This is a genomic window from Amycolatopsis australiensis (assembly GCF_900119165.1).
Classification (GTDB): domain Bacteria; phylum Actinomycetota; class Actinomycetes; order Mycobacteriales; family Pseudonocardiaceae; genus Amycolatopsis; species Amycolatopsis australiensis.
Map to the genome: position 1 here is coordinate 6,540,451 of NZ_FPJG01000006.1, position 18,128 is coordinate 6,558,578.

The 18,128-nt window shown below is 69.9% G+C and carries 20 protein-coding genes; 7 read left to right on the plus strand and 13 right to left on the minus strand.

Translation table 11 applies throughout. The annotated features are described in order from the left end of the window. Positions 1-130 precede the first annotated feature (130 nt). Positions 131-880 carry an IclR family transcriptional regulator gene (locus BT341_RS31865; protein WP_072479781.1) on the plus strand — a complete coding sequence of 250 codons (750 nt, stop codon included), beginning with the start codon at positions 131-133 and terminating at the stop codon, positions 878-880. 10 nt (positions 881-890) lie between these two features. Here the strand turns inward: BT341_RS31865 and BT341_RS31870 are convergent, their stop codons facing one another. Genes BT341_RS31870 through BT341_RS31880 form a run of 3 tightly spaced genes read right to left on the minus strand, consistent with a single transcriptional unit; the run spans position 891 to position 3,720 of the window. Beyond that, the gene (locus BT341_RS31870) at positions 891-1,538 is read right to left on the minus strand and encodes a nitroreductase family protein (protein WP_072479782.1); all 648 of its coding nucleotides are present in this window, start codon (positions 1,536-1,538) and stop codon (positions 891-893) included. Continuing rightward, positions 1,502-2,878, minus strand: coding sequence for an MFS transporter (locus tag BT341_RS31875; protein WP_072479783.1), 1,377 nt, complete (start codon positions 2,876-2,878; stop codon positions 1,502-1,504). The genes BT341_RS31870 and BT341_RS31875 overlap by 37 nt, the downstream gene beginning before the upstream one ends. After that, the gene (locus BT341_RS31880; RefSeq protein WP_072479784.1) at positions 2,875-3,720 is read right to left on the minus strand and encodes an alpha/beta hydrolase; all 846 of its coding nucleotides are present in this window, start codon (positions 3,718-3,720) and stop codon (positions 2,875-2,877) included. The genes BT341_RS31875 and BT341_RS31880 overlap by 4 nt, the downstream gene beginning before the upstream one ends. 102 nt (positions 3,721-3,822) lie before the next feature. Here BT341_RS31880 and BT341_RS31885 point away from each other — a divergent pair, with 102 nt between their 5' ends. Then, entirely contained in the window at positions 3,823-4,788 is a 966-nt protein-coding gene (locus BT341_RS31885) for a LysR family transcriptional regulator (RefSeq protein ID WP_072479785.1), read from the plus strand. Here the strand turns inward: BT341_RS31885 and ligD are convergent. Together ligD and BT341_RS44600 are read right to left on the minus strand one after the other, a co-directional pair. Further along, positions 4,763-5,065 (minus strand): non-homologous end-joining DNA ligase LigD, encoded by a 303-nt coding sequence (ligD, locus tag BT341_RS47700; RefSeq protein WP_342750233.1) that lies wholly within the window; start codon positions 5,063-5,065, stop codon positions 4,763-4,765. The genes BT341_RS31885 and ligD overlap by 26 nt on opposite strands. Next, a complete protein-coding gene (locus BT341_RS44600) occupies positions 5,047-5,307 on the minus strand; it encodes a hypothetical protein (protein ID WP_342750274.1) in 261 nt (86 codons plus the stop codon). Before BT341_RS44600 ends, ligD begins: the two co-directional genes overlap by 19 nt. 377 nt (positions 5,308-5,684) lie before the next feature. Between BT341_RS44600 and BT341_RS31890 the strand changes: the two genes are divergently transcribed. Together BT341_RS31890 and BT341_RS31895 are read left to right on the plus strand one after the other, a co-directional pair. After that, on the plus strand, positions 5,685-6,470 hold the full coding sequence (locus tag BT341_RS31890; protein ID WP_177328945.1) for a pentapeptide repeat-containing protein: 786 nt from the start codon (positions 5,685-5,687) through the stop codon (positions 6,468-6,470). Between the two features lie 679 nt (positions 6,471-7,149). Continuing rightward, positions 7,150-8,148 (plus strand): helix-turn-helix transcriptional regulator, encoded by a 999-nt coding sequence (locus BT341_RS31895; protein WP_072479787.1) that lies wholly within the window; start codon positions 7,150-7,152, stop codon positions 8,146-8,148. Between the two features lie 533 nt (positions 8,149-8,681). On the opposite strand, the gene BT341_RS31900 is transcribed toward BT341_RS31895, so the two are convergent. The 6 genes from BT341_RS31900 to BT341_RS31920 form a co-directional block, all read right to left on the minus strand. Then, on the minus strand, positions 8,682-9,827 hold the full coding sequence (locus BT341_RS31900) for a hypothetical protein (protein ID WP_072479788.1): 1,146 nt from the start codon (positions 9,825-9,827) through the stop codon (positions 8,682-8,684). Between the two features lie 3 nt (positions 9,828-9,830). Further along, entirely contained in the window at positions 9,831-11,477 is a 1,647-nt protein-coding gene (locus tag BT341_RS31905) for a hypothetical protein (RefSeq protein WP_072479789.1), read from the minus strand. A gap of 45 nt (positions 11,478-11,522) precedes the next feature. After that, a complete protein-coding gene (locus BT341_RS46035; RefSeq protein WP_218177788.1) occupies positions 11,523-12,386 on the minus strand; it encodes a peptidoglycan-binding domain-containing protein in 864 nt (287 codons plus the stop codon). Between the two features lie 158 nt (positions 12,387-12,544). Next, complete coding sequence (locus BT341_RS44610) at positions 12,545-12,727, minus strand: hypothetical protein (RefSeq protein ID WP_143168698.1); 183 nt, start codon at positions 12,725-12,727, stop codon at positions 12,545-12,547. A 1,408-nt stretch (positions 12,728-14,135) separates the two neighbouring features. After that, complete coding sequence (locus BT341_RS31915) at positions 14,136-14,786, minus strand: hypothetical protein (protein WP_072479790.1); 651 nt, start codon at positions 14,784-14,786, stop codon at positions 14,136-14,138. A gap of 36 nt (positions 14,787-14,822) precedes the next feature. After that, on the minus strand, positions 14,823-15,260 hold the full coding sequence (locus tag BT341_RS31920; protein WP_072479791.1) for a hypothetical protein: 438 nt from the start codon (positions 15,258-15,260) through the stop codon (positions 14,823-14,825). A 31-nt stretch (positions 15,261-15,291) separates the two neighbouring features. Between BT341_RS31920 and BT341_RS31925 the strand changes: the two genes are divergently transcribed. Further along, complete coding sequence (locus BT341_RS31925) at positions 15,292-15,474, plus strand: hypothetical protein (protein WP_143168699.1); 183 nt, start codon at positions 15,292-15,294, stop codon at positions 15,472-15,474. 17 nt (positions 15,475-15,491) lie between these two features. Here BT341_RS31925 and BT341_RS31930 read toward each other — a convergent pair whose 3' ends face one another. After that, a complete protein-coding gene (locus BT341_RS31930; RefSeq protein ID WP_072479793.1) occupies positions 15,492-16,220 on the minus strand; it encodes a hypothetical protein in 729 nt (242 codons plus the stop codon). Positions 16,221-16,353: 133 nt separating this feature from the next. Between BT341_RS31930 and BT341_RS31935 the strand changes: the two genes are divergently transcribed. Next, complete coding sequence (locus BT341_RS31935) at positions 16,354-16,728, plus strand: hypothetical protein (protein ID WP_143168700.1); 375 nt, start codon at positions 16,354-16,356, stop codon at positions 16,726-16,728. Further along, entirely contained in the window at positions 16,725-17,231 is a 507-nt protein-coding gene (locus BT341_RS31940; RefSeq protein WP_072479795.1) for a flavin reductase family protein, read from the plus strand. The genes BT341_RS31935 and BT341_RS31940 overlap by 4 nt, the downstream gene beginning before the upstream one ends. Before the next feature lie 44 nt (positions 17,232-17,275). On the opposite strand, the gene BT341_RS31945 is transcribed toward BT341_RS31940, so the two are convergent. Then, complete coding sequence (locus BT341_RS31945; protein ID WP_072479796.1) at positions 17,276-18,127, minus strand: SMP-30/gluconolactonase/LRE family protein; 852 nt, start codon at positions 18,125-18,127, stop codon at positions 17,276-17,278. Position 18,128 lies beyond the last annotated feature (1 nt).

Consider the following 18,128-nt stretch of genomic DNA (forward strand, 5'->3'; position numbering starts at 1 on the left):
TTCTTCGGCACCGGTCAGCACGGCGAGAACCTCCTTGTTCGGGTCGTCCGTGCCACTGATCCTCAGCTCTGAGACCTTAAGAAGCCAGCGCGCGTTGCCACTCAGTGGCAGTCCCGGCTACCCTGGCCTGGTGGCCGGACGGACGAACAACCCCGGGCAATCCGTTTCGCGGCGGTTGCTCTCGGTCTTGGACTGTTTCGACGTCGCCCACCCGGCGCTGTCGCTCACCGAAGTGGCCACGCGCAGCGGCTTGTCCGTGTCCACCGCCCGCCGGCTGATCGGCGAACTCCGGGCGTGGGGTGGTCTGGAACGGCTGGAGGACGGTCGCTACCGGATCGGCATCCGGCTGTGGACGATCGGCTCGCTCGCCCCGCGGCAGCGCGACCTGAGAGAGGCCGCGCTGCCCTACATGCACGACCTCTTCCAGGCGACCCAGGAGAACATCCAGCTGACCGTCCTGGACGGCACGGAAGCGCTCTGCATCGAGAAGATCTCCAGCACCAAGGCGGTCCCCACCTTGACGCACGTGGGTGGGCGGCTGCCGTTGCACGCCACCGGGGTCGGCAAGGCGATCCTGGCCTTCTCCGGCCGGGAGCTGCTCGCCGCCGTCGCGGCGGCCGGCCTGCCCCGGATGACCCCGAACACCATCACCCAGCCCGGCCGGCTCGCCGGGGCGCTGAAGGAGGTGCGGCGGACGGGCGCCGCCTACTCCTACGAGGAAATGACGCTGGGCGCGGCGTCGGTGGCCGCCCCGATCCTGCGGCTGGACGGTGGGGTCCGGGCCGCGCTCGGCATCGTGGCCCATTCGCGCGCCGCAGTCGACCGGCTCGCTCCCGCCGTGCGCACCGCCGCGCTCGGCATCGCGCGCGCGACGAACTGAGGACCCGGCCTCACCACCGGTCCCAGTGCAGCACTTCGTCGACCGGAACCCGGCGTGCGGGCCGGAATTCCGTGCCGATGGTGTGCGCGACCGGGATGAGCGCGCCCTGCATCACCGACTCGTACGGAATGCCCAGCAGCGCGGCCACTTCCCGCTCCACGGCCATGTTCCCGGTGGTCCACACCGTGCCGAGCCCGTGCAGCCGCGCGGCGAGCAGGAAGCTCCACACCGCGGGCAGGAGGGAGCCCCACTTGCCCGCCTGGCGGTCGGCGCCGAGGCCGTCGGTGCGTCCCTCGATGCAGGGCACCACCAATGCGGGCGCCCGGTGCAGATTGTCCCCGAGGTACCGCAGTCCGCTCCAGACCTTCTCCATCGAGCCCGGTTTCGCGTAAGCGCGACGCCGGTCGTCCGCGGACATCGGGTGATCGCCCTGGCCGAGACCGCGGCGCCAGAGCCGGGCCAGTTCGGCGCGGCGCTCCGGATCGGTGACCACGACGAAACTCCAGCCCTGGCTGTTGCGCCCGCTCGGCGCCTGCAAGGCCAGTTCCACGCATCGGCGCAGGACCGCGGGGTCCACCGGCCGGTCGAAGTCCAGCCGGTGCCGGACCGCGCGGGTGGTGGTCAGCAGTTCTTCGGCGGTGAGATCGAGTCGGTCCACGGCACACCTCCCAGGGGTTCAGCGGTCCTCCGGCGCAGACGCGCCGCAGCGACGGCGGCGAGCAGGAAAACGAATGCCTCGTAGCCCATCGCCGCGTCCATCGCTCCTTCGGCGTAGACGACACCGGCCAGGGCCACCCCCACCGTGCCGCCCAGTTGCTGCGCGGTCGGCAGCAGGCCCGACACCGAACTGGCGGCTGGGGGCGGAACCCGGCTCAGCACCAGGGAAAACGCGGACGCGGTGAACAGACCGAACGCGAACCCGCCCGCGCCCAGCACCACCCACAGGACCGGCGCGGGCGCGGCCAGCGCCGGAACGACCAGCAGCGACACCGCGGCGAGGCCGCCCGACGCGGCGGCCAAGGTCGCGGCGCCGAACCGGCGTGCCGCCGCTTCGGCGAGCCGGCTGCCCGGCACGGCACCGATCGCATAGGGCGCCACCGTCATCGCGGTCACCAGCGGATCGCGGTGCAGTGCGCCCTGCAGATGCAGGGAAAGCAGCAAGCTGAACGACGGGATGCCGGCGTTGAACAGCAGCACCGCGGCGATGCCCCAGCGGGTCGTCGCCGCGGTCAGCGCTTCGGGGTGCACGAGGGGGTGCCGGACTCGCCGCTGCGAAACGCCGAAGGCGGCGAGCAGGCCGACGGCCAGCACCGCGCTCAGCCAAGTCCACGCCGGCCAGCCCGCGTCCTGGCCCAGGGTCAGCGGCAGCACGAGCAGCACCAGCCCGGTCAGGGACAACGCGGCGCCGACGGGGTCGACCCGGCCGGTGCCGGCCGGCCCGCGTCCGTCGGGCAGGATCCGGACCGAGGCGAGCGCGGCGAGCCCGACCGGCACCGGCAAGGCCAGCGCGATCCGCCAACCGGCCCCGAACGGGTCGAAGTGCAGCAGGACGCCGCAGCACAGCGGTCCGGCCAGCGCCGCGATGGCCATCGTCGCCCCATACCGGCCCAGCACACCCGCGCGCCGGTCCGCGGGCACCGCGGTCTGGATCAGCGACAGGATCTGGGGCGCGACCACACCGCTGCCCGCGCCCTGCAGCAGCCGGGCGGTCACCAGCGTCCCCATGTCCGGCGCGGCGGCGGCAGCCAGTGACGCGGCGGTGAACACGACCGTGCCGAGCACGAACAACCGCCGGTAGCCGAACCGGTCCCCGAGCCGAGCCGCGGTGATCAGCGCGCACGCGAAGGTCAGCGTGTAACCGGCCAGTGCCAGCTGCCCCGCCCCCGAGCCGGCGGCGAGGTCGTGCCGGATGCGCGGGACGGCCAGCTGCATCACGGTGACGCTCATCAGCTGCACGAACGTCCCCGACAGCAGCACGGCTTGCGCGGCGGGCCTCATGCCTGCTTGGCGATCCGCGCGACGAGCTCCGCGAGCTCGCCGGGCCGGGTCAGGAACGGCGAATGCCCGCCCGGCAACGAGTACACCGAGAACGGGGAGTCCGGCGCCAGCCGGTCCGCCTCGGCGATCATCAGGTCCTGGGTGACCGGAGGCAGGGCGAGGTCGCCGGTCAGCCGGATGTAGCTGCGGGGGACCCGGCCCCACCGCCCGGCGGTCACGGGGAACTCCCCCGCCAGCGACACCAGGGGTTCGTCGGGATGGAGGGTGAGGCGCCAGCCGTGCCGGTCCGCGGGCCAGTCGTTCAGGAACGCCCGCCGGATGACTGCCACCTCGGCGGGATCCGAGGAGAGCGGGTTGATCCGGAACGCGCCGATCACCTCGGGATCGCCGGAGTTGGGCACGCGCACGGCACCGGCGTTCTCCGGCGCGCCGACGTAGTCGAGGAAGCGCGACCGGCCCGCCGGCACGAACGCCGACAGGTAGACGACGTGGTCGGCCAGCCCCGGTTGCCGTTCGAGGGCGGCCGAGACCGGGCCGCCTCCTGCGCTGTGGGCCACGAGGACCACCCGCGCGAACCGGTGGCGTACCTCGACGAGGTCGGCGACCAGCGCGTCCACCAGCGCGCTGGTGGTGAGCCCGGCCAGCGCGGACGGCTCGGTCGCCAGGGCGGGTTGACCGGGCCGCAGGTATCCGGAGGGCATCGGCGCGGTCACGCCGTGGCCGGGCAGGTCGACGGCCACGCCGGCCACGCCGTGGGCGGCCAGCGCCCGCTGGGTCGCGGCCCAGTGCAGCGAAGAGTGCCAGGCACCGTGGACGAAAACACAGGTGGTGGTCTCGTTCATGACGACCTTTCGAAGGGAGGAGGTACAGCTCCACTCCACCGCGCCTCGGCTTCGGTCATCCACTTTCATATCTGGATCACCCACGCTTGATATGTTCTGAGTATGGAGTCGCGACACCTCCGGTACGCCCTGGCCCTCGCCGAGCACCAGCACTTCGGCCGCGCGGCCGCGTCTCTCGGGATCGCCCAGCCGCCGCTGTCCACCCAGATCGCCGCGCTGGAACGCGAAGTCGGCGAGCGGCTGTTCGACCGCACGCCCCGTGGCGTGTTCCCCACCGCCGCGGGCGCCGCGTTCCTCGCCCGGGCCCGGCGGGCACTCGGGGAAATGACGGCCGCGGCGGTCGAAGCGGGCCGCGCGGCGCGCGGCGAAACCGGCAGGCTGCGGATGGGCTTCATCGGCTCGGCCTTGCTGGCGCCGCTGCCCGGAGTACTGGGCCGGTTCCGCCGGAGCCGGCCCGACGTGCGGCTCGACCTGCGCGAGATGAGCAGCCCGGAGGCGGCCGCGGCCCTGGTCGCCGGTGAGCTCGACGTGGCGGTCGGCCGCGGTGCCCCGCGCGGCGCCGGAGTCGAAGGGCTCGTGACCGTCCCGATCGGCGCCGACCACCTGGTCGCCGTCGTCGGGGTCGCGCACCCCTTCGCCGGCCGCGCCGAAATCCGGCTCGAGCAGCTGGCGGCCGAGCACTTGATCATGTCGGCTCCCGAACAGGAGCCGGCGGTGGCCGCTCACCTGCGCAGCCTCTTCGGCCCGGAATCGACGGCGCTCGACGCGGCCACCGTGTCCCGCGACGTCCACACGATCATCGGCTTGGCGGCCTGCGACGTCGGCGTGGGCCTCGGTCCGGCCCGGATGCGGCTGGTCACCCGCAAGGACATCCGGTTCTGCGACGTCGTCCCGCGCGTCCGCCTGCCGGATCTGCAGCTGTCCTTCCGCGCGGCCGACGACTCCCCCGTGCTCGCCGCGTTCCTGGACGTCGTCCGCGCGAACTGCGCCGAAGTCGGCTCCCTCCTCGACGACATCCTCGCCGACCGCCGGAAACGCACCATCACACCGGCTCCCGGTCGCGGCTGACCACGCCGTGGCCGACAACCACGAGTGGACAGCGCCGTCGCTTCAGCGCAGGAGCGCGTGCAGGACACGGGCATTGCTGTCCGGGTCCGGTGCGTTGCCGGTGATGGCCGGGGTGTGGATGAAGGACCCGGTGATGCGCACGGTCGCCTAGGCGGTCGAGGACGTCCTCGGCGGTGAACACCAGCTGGACGGCGTGCCGACAGGCGCGGACTTCGTCCCAGGTGATCGGGGTGGACACGGCCGGGGCGTCGTGGCCGCTCAGCGAGTACGGCGCCATCGTGAGGCCAGTTCGTCCACCTCGAGATCGATGCCGGTGGTCCGGTCGCGCTCCCGGGCCGCGCTGTTGTTTCGCCGGGTTGTTCTGGCTCCAGTCGATGGACACCCCGTTGGCGCGTTGGGCTTGGCCATCACCGCGGTCACCCGATCGGACGTTTCGCGGGCCAAGTGCCGGGCGAGGCGTTTCGCGTAGGCCGAGGGCGCCGCGGGGTCGGTGGTGTCGATGCCGCAATAGAGCTGCATGCTTCACCGGACGACGAACCCATGCTGGCGATCGGCACCGGTAGGGGCACTGCAACGACGCGCTCGACCAAGCGGTCATCACGGTGAGCCTGTCAGCGGTACGGACACGTCCATCCCCGTATTGGCGTCGTCAAGACCTGCCACAGTGATGTCGGGAGTCGTCGGGACGTCACCGAGTGCGACGGAATGACCTTCGGCGCGCGGCCCGTGTCAGAGCGCTCCCTGCGCAGTTACGATCATGCCGTTGACGACGATCTATTCATATGTTTGCTTCCGGCGGTCGACGGCTTCGTTCCGTTCACCTGTCAACGAGCCCTTTGCGGCCCGGCCGGCTGCGCCGGCCCGCGTCGCCGCGTCAATCTGTCAACAGGCGTCGCATGAGCGTGAACTGGCCGGCAATGACGTCGGTGATCACGGCGCTGACCGCGGTTGGTGCGTTGATCTTCACCGCGCTGTCGCTCAATGCCACTCGGGCCCAAGTGGCATTGTCTGAGCAGGGGCAGGTCACCGGTCGTTTCACCACGGCCGTTGAAGAGCTCGACAAGGGCGGCGGCGAGCATCTGCAGGCTCGTCTGGGTGCGCTCTACAGTCTCGAACGGTTAGCCCACGACTCCCCTCGCGATCAGCCGACCATCATCGAGGTCATCTCGGCCTTCGTTCGCACCATCGCACCCCTGCCCAGTACCCGGCAGGGGTCTTGCCCGTGGCCCGGCGCGGATGTGCAGGCGGCGCTCACGATCCTCGGACGCCGTGACGTCAGCCAGGACCACGGCGCGTATATCAACCTGGCCCGAACATGCCTGAGCGGAACCAGTCTTCGTGGAGCGGACCTGGCATACGGCAGCCTTGCCGGGGCGAAAATCGAGGAGGTCGATCTCACGGACGCGAATCTCACTGGAACATCACTACGGGACGCGAGCCTACGGCGTGCCATACTCACAAACGCCAACCTCAGCCATTTGAACGGCGACAACGCCAACTTCTATTGGGCAGCGCTTGACCAAACTGATTTCACTGGGTCAAGCCTGTACGGGGCAGATTTCACTATTAGCTTCGGAACGAGAACAAATTTCAACGATGCGTCCTTGACCAACGCCAAGCATGACCACGCGTCTTTTTATGATACCATCTCCAACCGGGGTACCCAGGACAAATGGTGGTAGGAGTAAACGGGCTCGGCCGCGGCCGTCCGCACGGTATATCCGATGCGGAGCGGCCCACCAGCCCGAACGACGGTCGCAGCACCGGCAGCCGTTTCCGGGGCCAGCACGGCACGCCGACTACCACGCTGGACCTACGTGCGGCCCGTCCCATTCGGAAGCACACCGGCAGCTGCTGGTCCGCAGCTACCTGCACACGTCGTCCCGACGCCGACGAGGCAGTCACGCTCGCTGAGCACGCCATCCCCATCTGGAGAACATCGCCCACGTCCGAACGCTGCGCGGGCAACCTCCGCCACCTGGTCACCGTCCTGGCCCCGTGCCGCGTCCATGCGGCGAGCGCTGCGACGGCGGCGCCACGGCCTTCCAAGGTGGAGCAGGCGCCGGTCCACGATCCTCACTGAGATCGTCACGCCATCGCCGGCCGGCTCGGCGGCGATCCGACGAGCGCAGTACTTCCGCTGCCGACGCGCAGCTGCTCGATCCGGGCCACCACCGCGGCAGAGATGGCGGTCGGCCGGCGGCGCGGGACGCTCGGGTGATCGAGCAGCCGGGCTTCGCCGGAGCCTCCTCGAAGCGCAGAGCCGTCCGACCGCGGCGGCAGCACAGCGGTGCATGACCCGATCGGACGAAAACGACGAAAAGTCCGAGACATTGGGTTCAACGCAGCGATACTCGTCAGATGGGGGTTGGTCTGGAGGCAATCGGTCGCCCGCTGCTGGCCGCGGCGCGCGAAGCGGACACGGCGAGCGAGTTCACCGACGAGGTGGCCCGGCTGATCAGGCCCTGGATACCGCACGATTCGTACCTGGTCAGCGGCCAGGACCCGGTGACCGGCGCGAGTTGCCTGTGGCTGGCCGACCAGCGCTACCTCGCCGAACTCACCGAACGGCTGTACGAAATCGACGTCCCGCTGTACTGGTACGGGCCGTGGTCGGCCGGACGCGCGGCGGCCTCCGCCCCGGTGCGGCTCCTCGACGGTCGGCGCGCACGCGGTTCCGGCGAGCGGACGCACAAGTTGGTGAGCCTACTGGCAGAGGGCGGGCGCGCCCTCGGATCGCTGACCCTGCTCCGCGTGGGCCGCCAGCCGTTCACCACCGCCGACGTGGAACTCGCGGGCGCCCTGTCCGAACCGCTGGCCAAGGCGCTGCGCAGATTCATCGCCGGTGGGACTCTGCGGCCACCCCGCCGCACCGTCGCTCCCGGGGTGGTGACTGTTGGCGCGGACCATGACGTCCTGGGCATCACGCCGACTGCCCGAGAATCACTCCGCGTGCTGCGACCGGATGATCAGGCGGTCGACGACCGGCAGCTGGTGAGCGTCCTGTGGAACACGGTCTATTTGGCCCGCCAGGGTTGCCGTCGCGCGCTGAGCCGGCTTCCCACACCGGACGGTTGGCTCGCGGTGCACGCCGAACCGTACGAACTCAACGGTTCACGCGCGGTGGCGGTGACCGTCGAAGCGGCACAGGGCGAGTTGCTGCTGCCCGTGCTGGCCACGTGGTACCGCGCCTCGCCAGCCGAGCTGGGGGTGGTCCGCCAGGTGATCGCGGGGCTGCCCAGCAAGCAGGTCGCCCGCCGGCTCGAGCTGTCCGTGCACACCGTGCACGACCACCTGCGGTCGGTCTACCGCAAGACCGGGGTGGCCGGGCGGGACGAACTGCTCGCCCGCCTCGGCTGACGACCGTGTACCCGGGCAATTCCCGCCATTGCAGGTCGCGTGACGAAGGTGGGAGGTTCCTATGAAGGGATTCTGGAGCTTCCTGTTACAGGACGACGTAGGCGACCGGGCCGCAGGCAGCGTCGTGTTCCGTGCGGCGTGGATCGAGCCGATGCTCGCCAAGCCCGCCGGCGGCCGGCTCTGGGCGGGCCAACGAGATCAGACTCCACTGTTGTCAGGGTTTGCAGCTGTTGGCCAACCGTGCCGTGCTCGCTGCCAAGAGCGGCACGGACACCGCCACGGTTGACGGAAGATCCGCGCCGACAGTGGAAAGAATCAACATGCCCAGCCGGATTCGAACTCGATGATTTGGCGCGGGAGCGCCGCGTGGTCGAGTCGGCCTGGGGCCCGGTGCCCCCGATCGCTGCCGGTCCGTTTCCCCAGGCCGCTGGTAAAACCCCGAGCGGCTCTTCGGCATCAGCGGCTTCTAGTCGCGTCTCCCTGATCGTTCGGGTTCGGCCAGGGCCGGCTAGTACATCGCTTCCGACTGTCCGTCAGGGTTGCGCCGGCGGTAGGGGCTGCGGGATCTCGCAAACCCACATCAGCACCTGGACGCCGGGGATCAGCAGCGTCGCCCTGGCACCGCCGTCGTCGGCGGTGGCCATGGCCTGCGCGTCACCGTCGACGGGGACGAAGGTGGCCCCGGCGAGGTGGAACGGTCCATAGCCGATTGCCTCCAGGGCAAGCTGGGTGTCGCCGGCCGTCCAATCGGCTGTGATGGCCACATTCTTGACCGCCACGAACCCGATCGGAGTGGCCGGCAGCAGCTGATTGCCGGCGGTCGGGTCGCCCGCGGCGATACTGCGCGGCGGATAGCCGGGCACGGCCCAGCCAGGGCCGCGGAACCACAGTGGATCCAGCCACCCGCGGTGCAGCGTCACGTAGCAGTAGTCCAGCCGCACCCCGATGTCCGTGCTGGTGGACGGAACCGCCTCCAGGTCGTCGGTGGGTGGCAGCACGCCCTTGCCTGCGGGATCGTCGCCGACCTGGATGCCGTTGCCGGGGTCGCCGGAGACCGCGGCGAAGGACATCTCCGGTGGCCTGACGATGATCGGTGGCCCCTCGGGATCCGGGTCACCGCCGCCGGGTTTGCGCGGCTTGACCTTCCACTCCCAGCTCGGCGGCGGGTTCGGCGGAGCCGGCGGCGGAATCACCGGGTCCGGGGTGTGCAGGCTGGACCAGTGCGGCGCGGCCGCGTCCCACCAGGAGACGGGCTCCTGGTCGGTCGGCAGGTAGGTGGTGGCCGCGCCGCCGACCGTGCCGATGCGGCTGTTCTCGACAAGCTTGCGGGCGGCAGAGACCCGCCCCGCGACGAGTGCGGCCTCGTCAGGGGTCAACGCCGACGAAGGGCGAGCCGAGCCGACGATATCGCTGTAGAGAGAGGAGAACTGGTAGCTCGCCGGCCAGAACGCGGCACCGGGCTGGGGGACTTGATCGACGAACAAGGACGCGGCCTGCCGGTTGGCCACCGCATTGCCCTTGCTGAAATCGACCGGGTCCACCGGTTGCCCCGGCGCGGCGAACAGCAAAGTCGTCGCACCGGGGCCGGTGCCCGTCGGCGCCGGCAGCTGGGCGGCGATCGCGTCGTGCAGCGCGGTCGCGAGCAGTGCCGCGATCTCCGCAGAGCCGGGACCGGTCATGGGTCACGCCCCCGCTTGCTTGGGCAGGTCCGGGTCATCCAGCGGCGGGCATGCGGGGACCACTTCGGACAGCCAGGCGACGATCTGCGCGCCCTTGATGCCGACCACCCCATCGGTGAACGTGACGCCGTAGTCGCTGCGATCGTCGTGGCCCTCGGTGTGTTCCGCGGAGGCGCTGAAGTGGCTTTCCTGGTGCGAGCCCCCGCCGCCGAAGGAAATGCAGCCGAACATGCCGGCCACCCCACCGCTGGTCGAGCTGGACGTGAAAAGCGACTGGTCGTCACTCTGGCTGAACAGGTGCTCGAACGTGGCGTAGTCCGTGCTCTGGGTGTCGAGGGTGATCTTCACGTTGCGCACGACGAGGAAGTGCGTCGGGATCGTCGGCAGGAATGACGGCGGGTTCCGGTTGAGCTGCCCGGCCAGCGTGCCGTCGCTGACCGCCTTGGCGCTCTGGCCCTTCGCCCAGTAGTTGCGCATGTAGAACAGGTCGGACACCAGCCATGGCCGGTCGATCCGGCACAGTCCCCACTCCAGCTCGACGGACAGGTTCTTCGAGTCGTTGTGGAACTGCGCCGACTCCCACTGGTCGCTGCGGGTGTGCCCTTCGGTTTCCTCCTTGTGCTCGCCGTGAGAGGCGGTGAAGCCGAACCCGAAGATGCCCACCCCGCCGGTGCCACTGGACGTGGACGAGCTGGCCGACCAGTCTCCTGTGGTGATGGAAAGACCGTGGCTCTCGTAGTGGCTGTGGTAGTCACCCGTGTCGATCTTGAGGTAGTTGAACCCGACGTCGTCGACGTTGTAATCGGCCCACTGACTCGGCGAGACCGCCGAGTACGCCACTTTCGACGGAACGCCGGCCAGTGCGACCTGCCACTGGTCGTACAGCTTGCGGGCCTTGGCGATCATGCCCTGCTCCAGCGGGATGCCCAGCGACTCCAGGGTGGCCAGCGCAGCCTCGATGTCGTCGGCGCCCTCCGTCTTCCACTGGTCGTAGGCGGTGTCCACCTTCTGCTGCAGCGACGCCGAGGTCTGCGGCCACCAGTCGGCCGAGCTCGGGTCGGCCACAGCCTGCGCCTCGGCCTTGGCGTACGCGGCTTTGGCGTCCTGGTACGCCTGCGCGTTGAGCTGGTACTGCTTGTACTTCGGCGTGACGATGTACGTGCCGTTCGGGTCGGTGTTGTACAGCCTCTTGGTGGCGTCGTCGATCGCGGCCTGCTCCGAGGCGCTGCGCGGCGGAGGCGGCGGTGCCTCGAGTGACTGCAGGAGCTGGCCGTAGGCCACTGAGAGCTTCCGACTCTGCGGCCAGCCCTTGTAGGTGCCGTCGTCCGTCGGCATGATCAAAGTGTCGACCAGTTCGCAGGTGTTGAACGCGGTCTGCTGTGCCTGCTTGGCCGAGGGGTCGCCCCCTGGGGGCGGCGTGGTGGGAGGCTTCCCGCCAGGTGCGCCCGGCGGTGTGCCACCGGCCGGAGTCCAGGCGTTGGCGAAGTCACGGGGGTCCACCAGCTGCCCGATGGGCAGCTGGTGGAACACGAAGCCGGTGGTCAGCCCGGATCCGTCGGTTTTGGTCGGGCGGCTCTCCTTGACCTGGCCGATGATGCTGGACAGCATCGCGGCCATCATGGCGGCGGGCTCATTGGCGATGTCAGACATAGTTGTCCCTTCGAAACGTGTGCAGCGGCGATCAATGTGGTGGTGTCAGACCTGGCGCGGAATGCCAGTGCCGAGCGCGGCCCAGCACGCCGCGCCGACGACACCGTCCGCAGTCAGCTCGTTGTCCGTCTGGAAGGCGCGCACGGCGTCGTCGGTGTCGGAGTCGAACGAGTCGGACGACGTGGCGAGATAGTCCAGAGATGACAGTCGTTCTTGGAGGAACGTCACGGCGTCTCCGGTCGCCCCGAGCCGAACGGTGGGCCGGTTGCCGGTGACCGTGTAGCCCATGGTGAAAGGGTCGTAGCCCTGCCCCGCCAGGTAGGCGGCAGTGCGGAACAGCGCCCGGTTCGCCGCGTTACGCGGAACCACCCCGGGGTTGCCGGTCTCGGTGATGCGGCAGGCGGCCGCGGCTGCGTCCCAGTCGTGCGCCCCGCAGGCGGCGCGGAAGGCCGGCCAGCCCGAGGCGAAGGCCGGGCCCAGTGCCCAGGCCATGCTGAGCAGGCCGAGTTGGGCATCCGCCGGCCAATCGTCGTAGTCGGCGAACTCGCTGGTCCGCCGCAACGTGCTCTCGTTCTGCTCGGCCTTCGACAGCACGAGGTCGTCGATCGCCTCGTCGGTGAGCATGAGCTTGGTCAGCGGCGCACAGGCTCGGTAGCCCCGCCGGGCCAGCGTCGGGTCGGACTTGACCGCGTTCCAGTCGGCCGTGATGTCGTCGACCGAGGCGGTCGTCGCGGGGTCGCTCTTGAACACGAACGGCAACGCCAGCGCCAGCGGGAGCGGGTCGACGAGGTTGCCAACGCCGATGGTCACCTTGTCCAGCACATCGACGTAGAGGTAGGGCACTCGCCCTTCGAACTGAGTGGAGAAATCGAGAAACACGTTGCGCACAGTCGGTTGCACGCCATTCACCCCCTCTTGCGGGTCACGGTGGCCTCTCCGCCGTGACCGGCGCGGCGTCGACCGGGGCCCCCTGCTGCCCGGCTCCTCCCACGCCGCTGAAACAACACAGTAGGCCGGTTGGCCGAACCACCCCTATCCCCAGCATTGAGGATGGCGCCGGTCGGTGATCAGTGCTCACAGGGCGGCAGTCCCCTAAGTCGTCGCAGCCAGAGGACGATGGCGGCGCTGGTGAGCTCGGCCTGGTAGTAGGCGGCGCGTTGGGCCCAGCCGGTGGCCGGGTGCTGCTTGCAGACCTCGGCGTCGAAACGTGGAGTCGCTCGCCACGGGAGCCTCTGCCCTGCGCGGGTCATCTGATTGTCCCGTTCCTGGACCTGGCCGGCCCGAAATCGAGGAACTCGTCGTCAGGGCCCGCACCGCGCAGCAAGGTCTCACCTCCCGCGGGATACGACGCCGACGAGGCAGGCCGGCGTGCCACGCCGGCCGCCACACCGCCCTGGGCCCGGCACGGCCGATCACGTCGGTATCTGACGATGATCGGGATCCTCGCCCGCAATAACGTCGAGATCTCCTCGTCCGGGAACGATCCATGCTGTCCGGTCACGCCGGACTAGTACGTGATCCTGAACGGCGTGACCGGGGATCACCCCGAACGGAGCAATCGAGAAGGTCACGGGCTCCGGCGGCGAAGAAGGTCGGCCACGGACGACGTGCGAGTCCGCTTCACCCGGGGTTGACCCGCCTCGCGCCGCCTTGGCAAGCGGCGCGAGGCGGAGCGATCACCCGATCACGGCCCCCAACAGTCCGGGGCGTTGAGCGTGGGGTTCTGCGCGGTCCCGGGCGTGTTGAGGTCGTGGTCGTTGATGTAGCCGACCGAGTTGTTGTTCTCGTCCTGCGCGTAGTACCAGAGCCGGTTCCCGTTCGGCCCGACGGCGTCGCCGTAGTCGTAGCAGTAAGGCCGTCAATGTCGGCTAGGGCCTCCTCAGTGGCCCCCAGTCGCCGTCCCCGCGACCGGAACCGTTCCCCGTGTCGATGGACTGATCGTCGACGAACTTGGAGAACCCTTCCGGGTTGGATCCGAACAAGCCAGGCGCCGGAGCCGGCCCAACTGTGATCTGGTGGTCGCTGAACCTGCCGAATTCCTTCCCCAGCTTCACCTCGACGCGTACAGCGTGGACAGGTAGCGACGAGCCATTGAACACCCTAATGACAAAAGCCCCGGCGTGAAGCGACGAATTCGACGTCCAGGATCCTTCAGCGTCGCGAGAAGCGAGACGGTCGATCCACACGTTCAACTTCGATGCCTGCTCCTGGCGCCGGTCCTCTTCCCGCTCGCGCTGAGCACGGTTTCCACCCCTCCAGCGCCACCCAAACGGCAACCATGGGCGCTGCGATAGAGCCCAGCCCTCCCACCCACTGGCCGGCCGAAGCCCACCAGTCCGTTCCGCGCTCGTAGCCCACGCCGAAAACGACAAGAACCAGCAGGCTAGTGCTCGCCAGAAAGACGGCCAGCATGCCGCCCTGTCCTAGTCTCACCCGACGATTCTCCTCGACGAGTCGATCCGGGGACACCGGCCACGATGAAGCATCCGGGTCAGCGCTGAACACGCACTGTGCGGTGCGACCACCGAGCCACCCGACATCCGCTCATGCCGCTGAGAGCGTGTCCGGCTGGGTACCAATCGCTCTTTGGTACACCCCGGAGGTGGAGCTATGGGACTTGGCAGCCCGCTCGCTACACGTCGTCGATGTGGGAATCGGTCAGCCTTTCCTATGCCATTCAATGCCCAAACCAGCTGTATCGCCGAGCGCTTCGCCGACCACGCTCCATGCCAGCCTCATGTTCCGTGGACCGGCAGGCGCACGCGATGTGTCACGGAGGCGGGCTGCTGCTCTGTCGATGAGCGCGTGGTCGGCGATCATGCGGCCGATGATGAGTGCCTGCGCGGCGCGCACTGACGGTTCGCCGTAAACCGGTCCCCATCGCAGCCCTTCCCGCAGGGGCTCGAGGTCCGGATCCAACAGGACATCCGCCAGCTCCGCCGGGCCGGCCGGGAAACTGGGAACCGGTTCCTCCAGGTCGGCCAGCAGCTCGCCGGGCAAGTCGTCACCGTCCTGGGGCCACGCATAGCAGCCGGCTCCGCGCCGGACCTCCGGAAGGCTGTAGAACAACGAGAGCGGAACGCTCAGGTTCGGCGCGCCGGGGACGTCGACGGCGACGTGGACCGCCAACGCCTTGTCGCCGTCGAGCCATCGTGCGTTGGGGTCCAGCTCGAACGTCATCTCTCGGTGCAGCGTGTCTTCTTTGACCAGACGATTGGCGTCGGGTTTGTAGCCGAGGTCACCCAGCCGGTGTTCGGCCAGCCAGCGGGCGATGCTGCGGGTCGTCCACTCCTTCGGGTTCGCGGCCACGTCGGCTGTGTCCTCTCGTCCTACCTGATGCGCAGGCTACTGTGCCGCCGGAACGTGAAGTGGCCGTGCTGGTTCACCCGATAGGTCCAGCGCCACGACCGCCAGAGGGTTTTTTCCGCGCGCGGCTAACTCGTCGACGCAGTGGTGCAGAACGTCCCGCCCCCGGCCGAGCTCTCCGGCCAGTGCGGTGGACATGCCGTAGTTGTACTGGGCCCACAGCTGGCCGCCGAGGTCGCCCTCGCCGCGGTGCAGAGCGGCCGATTCTTCGAACAGTGTGGCCGCTTCGGGCATGCGGTTGCCGATCAGCGCGTCGTAGCCGCGGACGAGCAGGGTGTAGGCCCGCGCCGACACGTCGTTGGTTGCATCGGCCGCTGCGGTGGCCTCGGCGACCGTCTGCTCGTAGGCCGGCCGGTCGCCGTGGATTTGCGCCAGGAACGCGTAGGTCCACAGGTCGCTGCGCGCGCTCCGGCACATGCGGCGGTGCGGCGTCGAGCAGCTTGCGCAGGTGCAGACGGCCCTCGGCAGTGATCCCGCGGATGAGACAGAGCTTCATGCACTGCGCCGCGATGCGCAATCCGGCGACGGCGTCGTCCGGGTCTTCGGCGCAGAAGCCCAGCACAGCCCGCAGGTTGGCGTGCTCACGGCGCAGCCGGGCGCTCCAGGCCAGTTGGTCGGGTCCGATCCATGAACGACAGTAGCGGCCGGTCAGCTGCAGGCACCAGTCGCGGTGACGTCGGCGTAGCCGCGGCAGCTCGCCTGCGGCGACCAGCTTCTCCTCGCCGAACTGGCGCAACGTCTCCAGCAGCCGGTACCGCACCATCCAGTGTTGCTCGACCCGCAGCAGCACCGACTTGTCCAGCAGCCCGTCGAGGACGTCGAGGACCTCGGCCGGCTCGAGCCCGTCCCCGGCGCAGACTCTTCGGCTGCGCCGAGGTCGAAGTCATGAGCAAACACTGACAGCCGAGCCCACAGCAACTGCTCGGCGGGCGTGCACAGCCGGTAGCTCCAGTCGGTCAGCGCGCGCAGCGTCTCGTGCCGGTTGGGGCCCACCTGCGGACCGCCCGCGGTCAGCAGCGTGAACTGCTCGTCCAGTCGATCGGCGATCTCGCCGGCGGGCAGTACGCGCAGTCGCACCGCGGCCAGCTCGATCGCCAGCGGCAGTCCCTCCAGAGAGCGGCAGAGCCGGACGGCGTCGCCGATGTTGTCCTCGCTGATTTCGACCGGATGCGCGCACACCGCGACCAGGTGTTCACAGTTGTCCAGCACGAGCAGCGTGCGACGGGCCCGCAGGCCCTCGACCAGCACCTCCATCGGCGGCCGCGCCGAGCGGTCCACCAGATCCAGCTCTTCGGCGAAGGTGCCGGCCAGCAGGTCCGGGTCCTGCAGTTCGGCGAGGGAGACGAACACCACGCCATCGGCCCGTGCGGCCGGCATTCGCGCGTTGTGTTACCCCGCGCGCGCCGCCCTGTCACGATCCAGTGAACGGTCCCCGCACTCACGTCACAGACTTTCGCGTCCCGGATGGCGAGACTCGGCCGTGAAGCACACGACGCCGAAGGGACACACGGTGATCACCCAACGAATCGACCCCGTGCCCGATCCGTGGTTCGGCCAGCGCGTGTGGGCGCTGACCGCGGGCCTGCGGCGGCGCGGCCTGGCCGGGACCGGCACGATGCTGGTCGTGACGTGCGAGGCGCACGATGCCGACCGCGCGGTCGCGACTTCGGCCGCCGAGCGGACCGGCCTGCGCGTGACGCAGCTGGACCCGGCCTCCGCAGAACTCGTCACCGCGCTCGAAACCCGGCCCACCGTCGTGCTGGCCTGCCGGGAAGGCAGCGCCCGGGTGGCCGCGACACGGGTGCCGTGCCGCATCTTCGGTGACCATCCGGGGATGGCGTGGTGGCGCCTGCTGGAACTGGCGCACGCGGACGGTGCCGCATGACCTCGGTGCCGGACCTGCAGGCCGTCGAGCACCTCGGCGACCGGGAACTGCGCTCGGCGTTCGGGAGCTTCCCGACCGGCGTGACCGCGTTGTGCGCGCTCGGCGAGAACGGCCCGGACGGAATGGTGGCCAGCGCGTTCACCGCCGCGTCACTGGCGCCTCCGCTGGTGACGGTGTGCGTGCAGCGGACGTCCGCGACATGGCCGCGGTTGCGCCGGCAGCCGCACCTCGGGGTGAGCATCCTCGCGGCCGGGCAGGAGGCGGCGTGCCGCTCGTTGTCGGCCAGGACCGGCGAGCGGTTCGCCGGCGTGGCCTGGGAAGCGGCCGGCTCCGGCGCGGTGTTCGTGACCGGCGCGGTGTCCTGGCTCGACTGCGTCGTGCACGACGAGCTGCCGGCCGGCGACCACGTCATCGTCGTCCTGCGGATCCGGCGGCTCCTGGCGACGCGGGACCGGCTGCCGCTGGTGTTCCACGCGAGCCGGTTCCGCGCCCTGGCCGGATAAGCCCCGGGGTGCCGCGGGCGGCCGCGGCACCCCGGACATGGCGCTCAGGGCGAGCCGCCGGCCCGCACGGCCACCCGGCAGACCTCCACCCGGGCGAGCTTCCGGCCCGAGACGATGTCCTCGTGCGCGCCGGCATAGGTCAGGCCGAAGAAGGTGCGCCCGTCAGCCCCGCCCAGCGCACAGGCCACGGCCCGCCGGCCGGGCACCGGGATCACGTCGAGCACCTCTCCGCCCTCGCCGACCCGGACGAACTCGTCGGTCATGAACGACGAAACCCACACCGCGCCGGACGCGTCGAGGCAGATGCCGTCCGGCGTCCGCTCGCCGAGCGCCGCCCACACTCGGCGGCCGGACAGCGTGCCGTCGGCCGCGCGGGTGAAGGCGGTCAGCCGGTTGCCGAACGTCTCGGCGACGATGAGCGTGCCGCCGTCGGGCGTGATGACCGCGCCGTTCGGGAACTCCAGGCCGTCGGCGACGACCTCGAACCGGCCGCCCGGCCGGACCAGGAACAGTTCGGCGGGCTTGAAGTCGGCGCCGTTCACGATGTCGTACCCGACCGTGCCGACGTAGATGTTCCCGGCCCGGTCGGCCACGGTGTCGTTGAGGTCGTGGGGAACCGTCTCCGACAAGTCGGCGTACTCCGCGACGACGCCGTCCGCCGTCACCGACAGCAGCCGCCGGTCGGCCATGGAAACGACCACCACGGTGCCGTCCGGAAGCACGCTGATCCCCGACGGCCGCTGCGGGAAATCCGCGACCTTGGTGCGCTCGCCCGATTCCGCCAGCGCGTGCACGGCGTGCCCCCACTGGTCCGACAGCCACAGCTGGCCGTCGTGCCAGCGCGGCCCTTCGAGGAACACGAAGTCGTCGGAAAGGGTCTCCAGCCGGTATTCCATA

Coding starts and splice junctions, on each gene's coding strand:
- BT341_RS31900 (WP_072479788.1), bottom strand. CDS start 9,827: ATGACCGGTCCCGGCTCTGCGGAGATCGCGGCACTGCTCGCGACCGCG.
- BT341_RS44610 (WP_143168698.1), bottom strand. CDS start 12,727: ATGACCCGCGCAGGGCAGAGGCTCCCGTGGCGAGCGACTCCACGTTTC.
- BT341_RS31895 (WP_072479787.1), top strand. CDS start 7,150: ATGGGGGTTGGTCTGGAGGCAATCGGTCGCCCGCTGCTGGCCGCGGCG.
- ligD (WP_342750233.1), bottom strand. CDS start 5,065: ATGGCGCCGTACTCGCTGAGCGGCCACGACGCCCCGGCCGTGTCCACC.
- BT341_RS31875 (WP_072479783.1), bottom strand. CDS start 2,878: ATGAGGCCCGCCGCGCAAGCCGTGCTGCTGTCGGGGACGTTCGTGCAG.
- BT341_RS31930 (WP_072479793.1), bottom strand. CDS start 16,220: ATGCCGGCCGCACGGGCCGATGGCGTGGTGTTCGTCTCCCTCGCCGAA.
- BT341_RS31940 (WP_072479795.1), top strand. CDS start 16,725: ATGACCTCGGTGCCGGACCTGCAGGCCGTCGAGCACCTCGGCGACCGG.
- BT341_RS31890 (WP_177328945.1), top strand. CDS start 5,685: ATGAGCGTGAACTGGCCGGCAATGACGTCGGTGATCACGGCGCTGACC.
- BT341_RS44600 (WP_342750274.1), bottom strand. CDS start 5,307: ATGCAGCTCTATTGCGGCATCGACACCACCGACCCCGCGGCGCCCTCG.
- BT341_RS31885 (WP_072479785.1), top strand. CDS start 3,823: ATGGAGTCGCGACACCTCCGGTACGCCCTGGCCCTCGCCGAGCACCAG.
- BT341_RS31880 (WP_072479784.1), bottom strand. CDS start 3,720: ATGAACGAGACCACCACCTGTGTTTTCGTCCACGGTGCCTGGCACTCT.
- BT341_RS31905 (WP_072479789.1), bottom strand. CDS start 11,477: ATGTCTGACATCGCCAATGAGCCCGCCGCCATGATGGCCGCGATGCTG.
- BT341_RS31945 (WP_072479796.1), bottom strand. CDS start 18,127: ATGGAATACCGGCTGGAGACCCTTTCCGACGACTTCGTGTTCCTCGAA.
- BT341_RS31920 (WP_072479791.1), bottom strand. CDS start 15,260: ATGTGCCGGAGCGCGCGCAGCGACCTGTGGACCTACGCGTTCCTGGCG.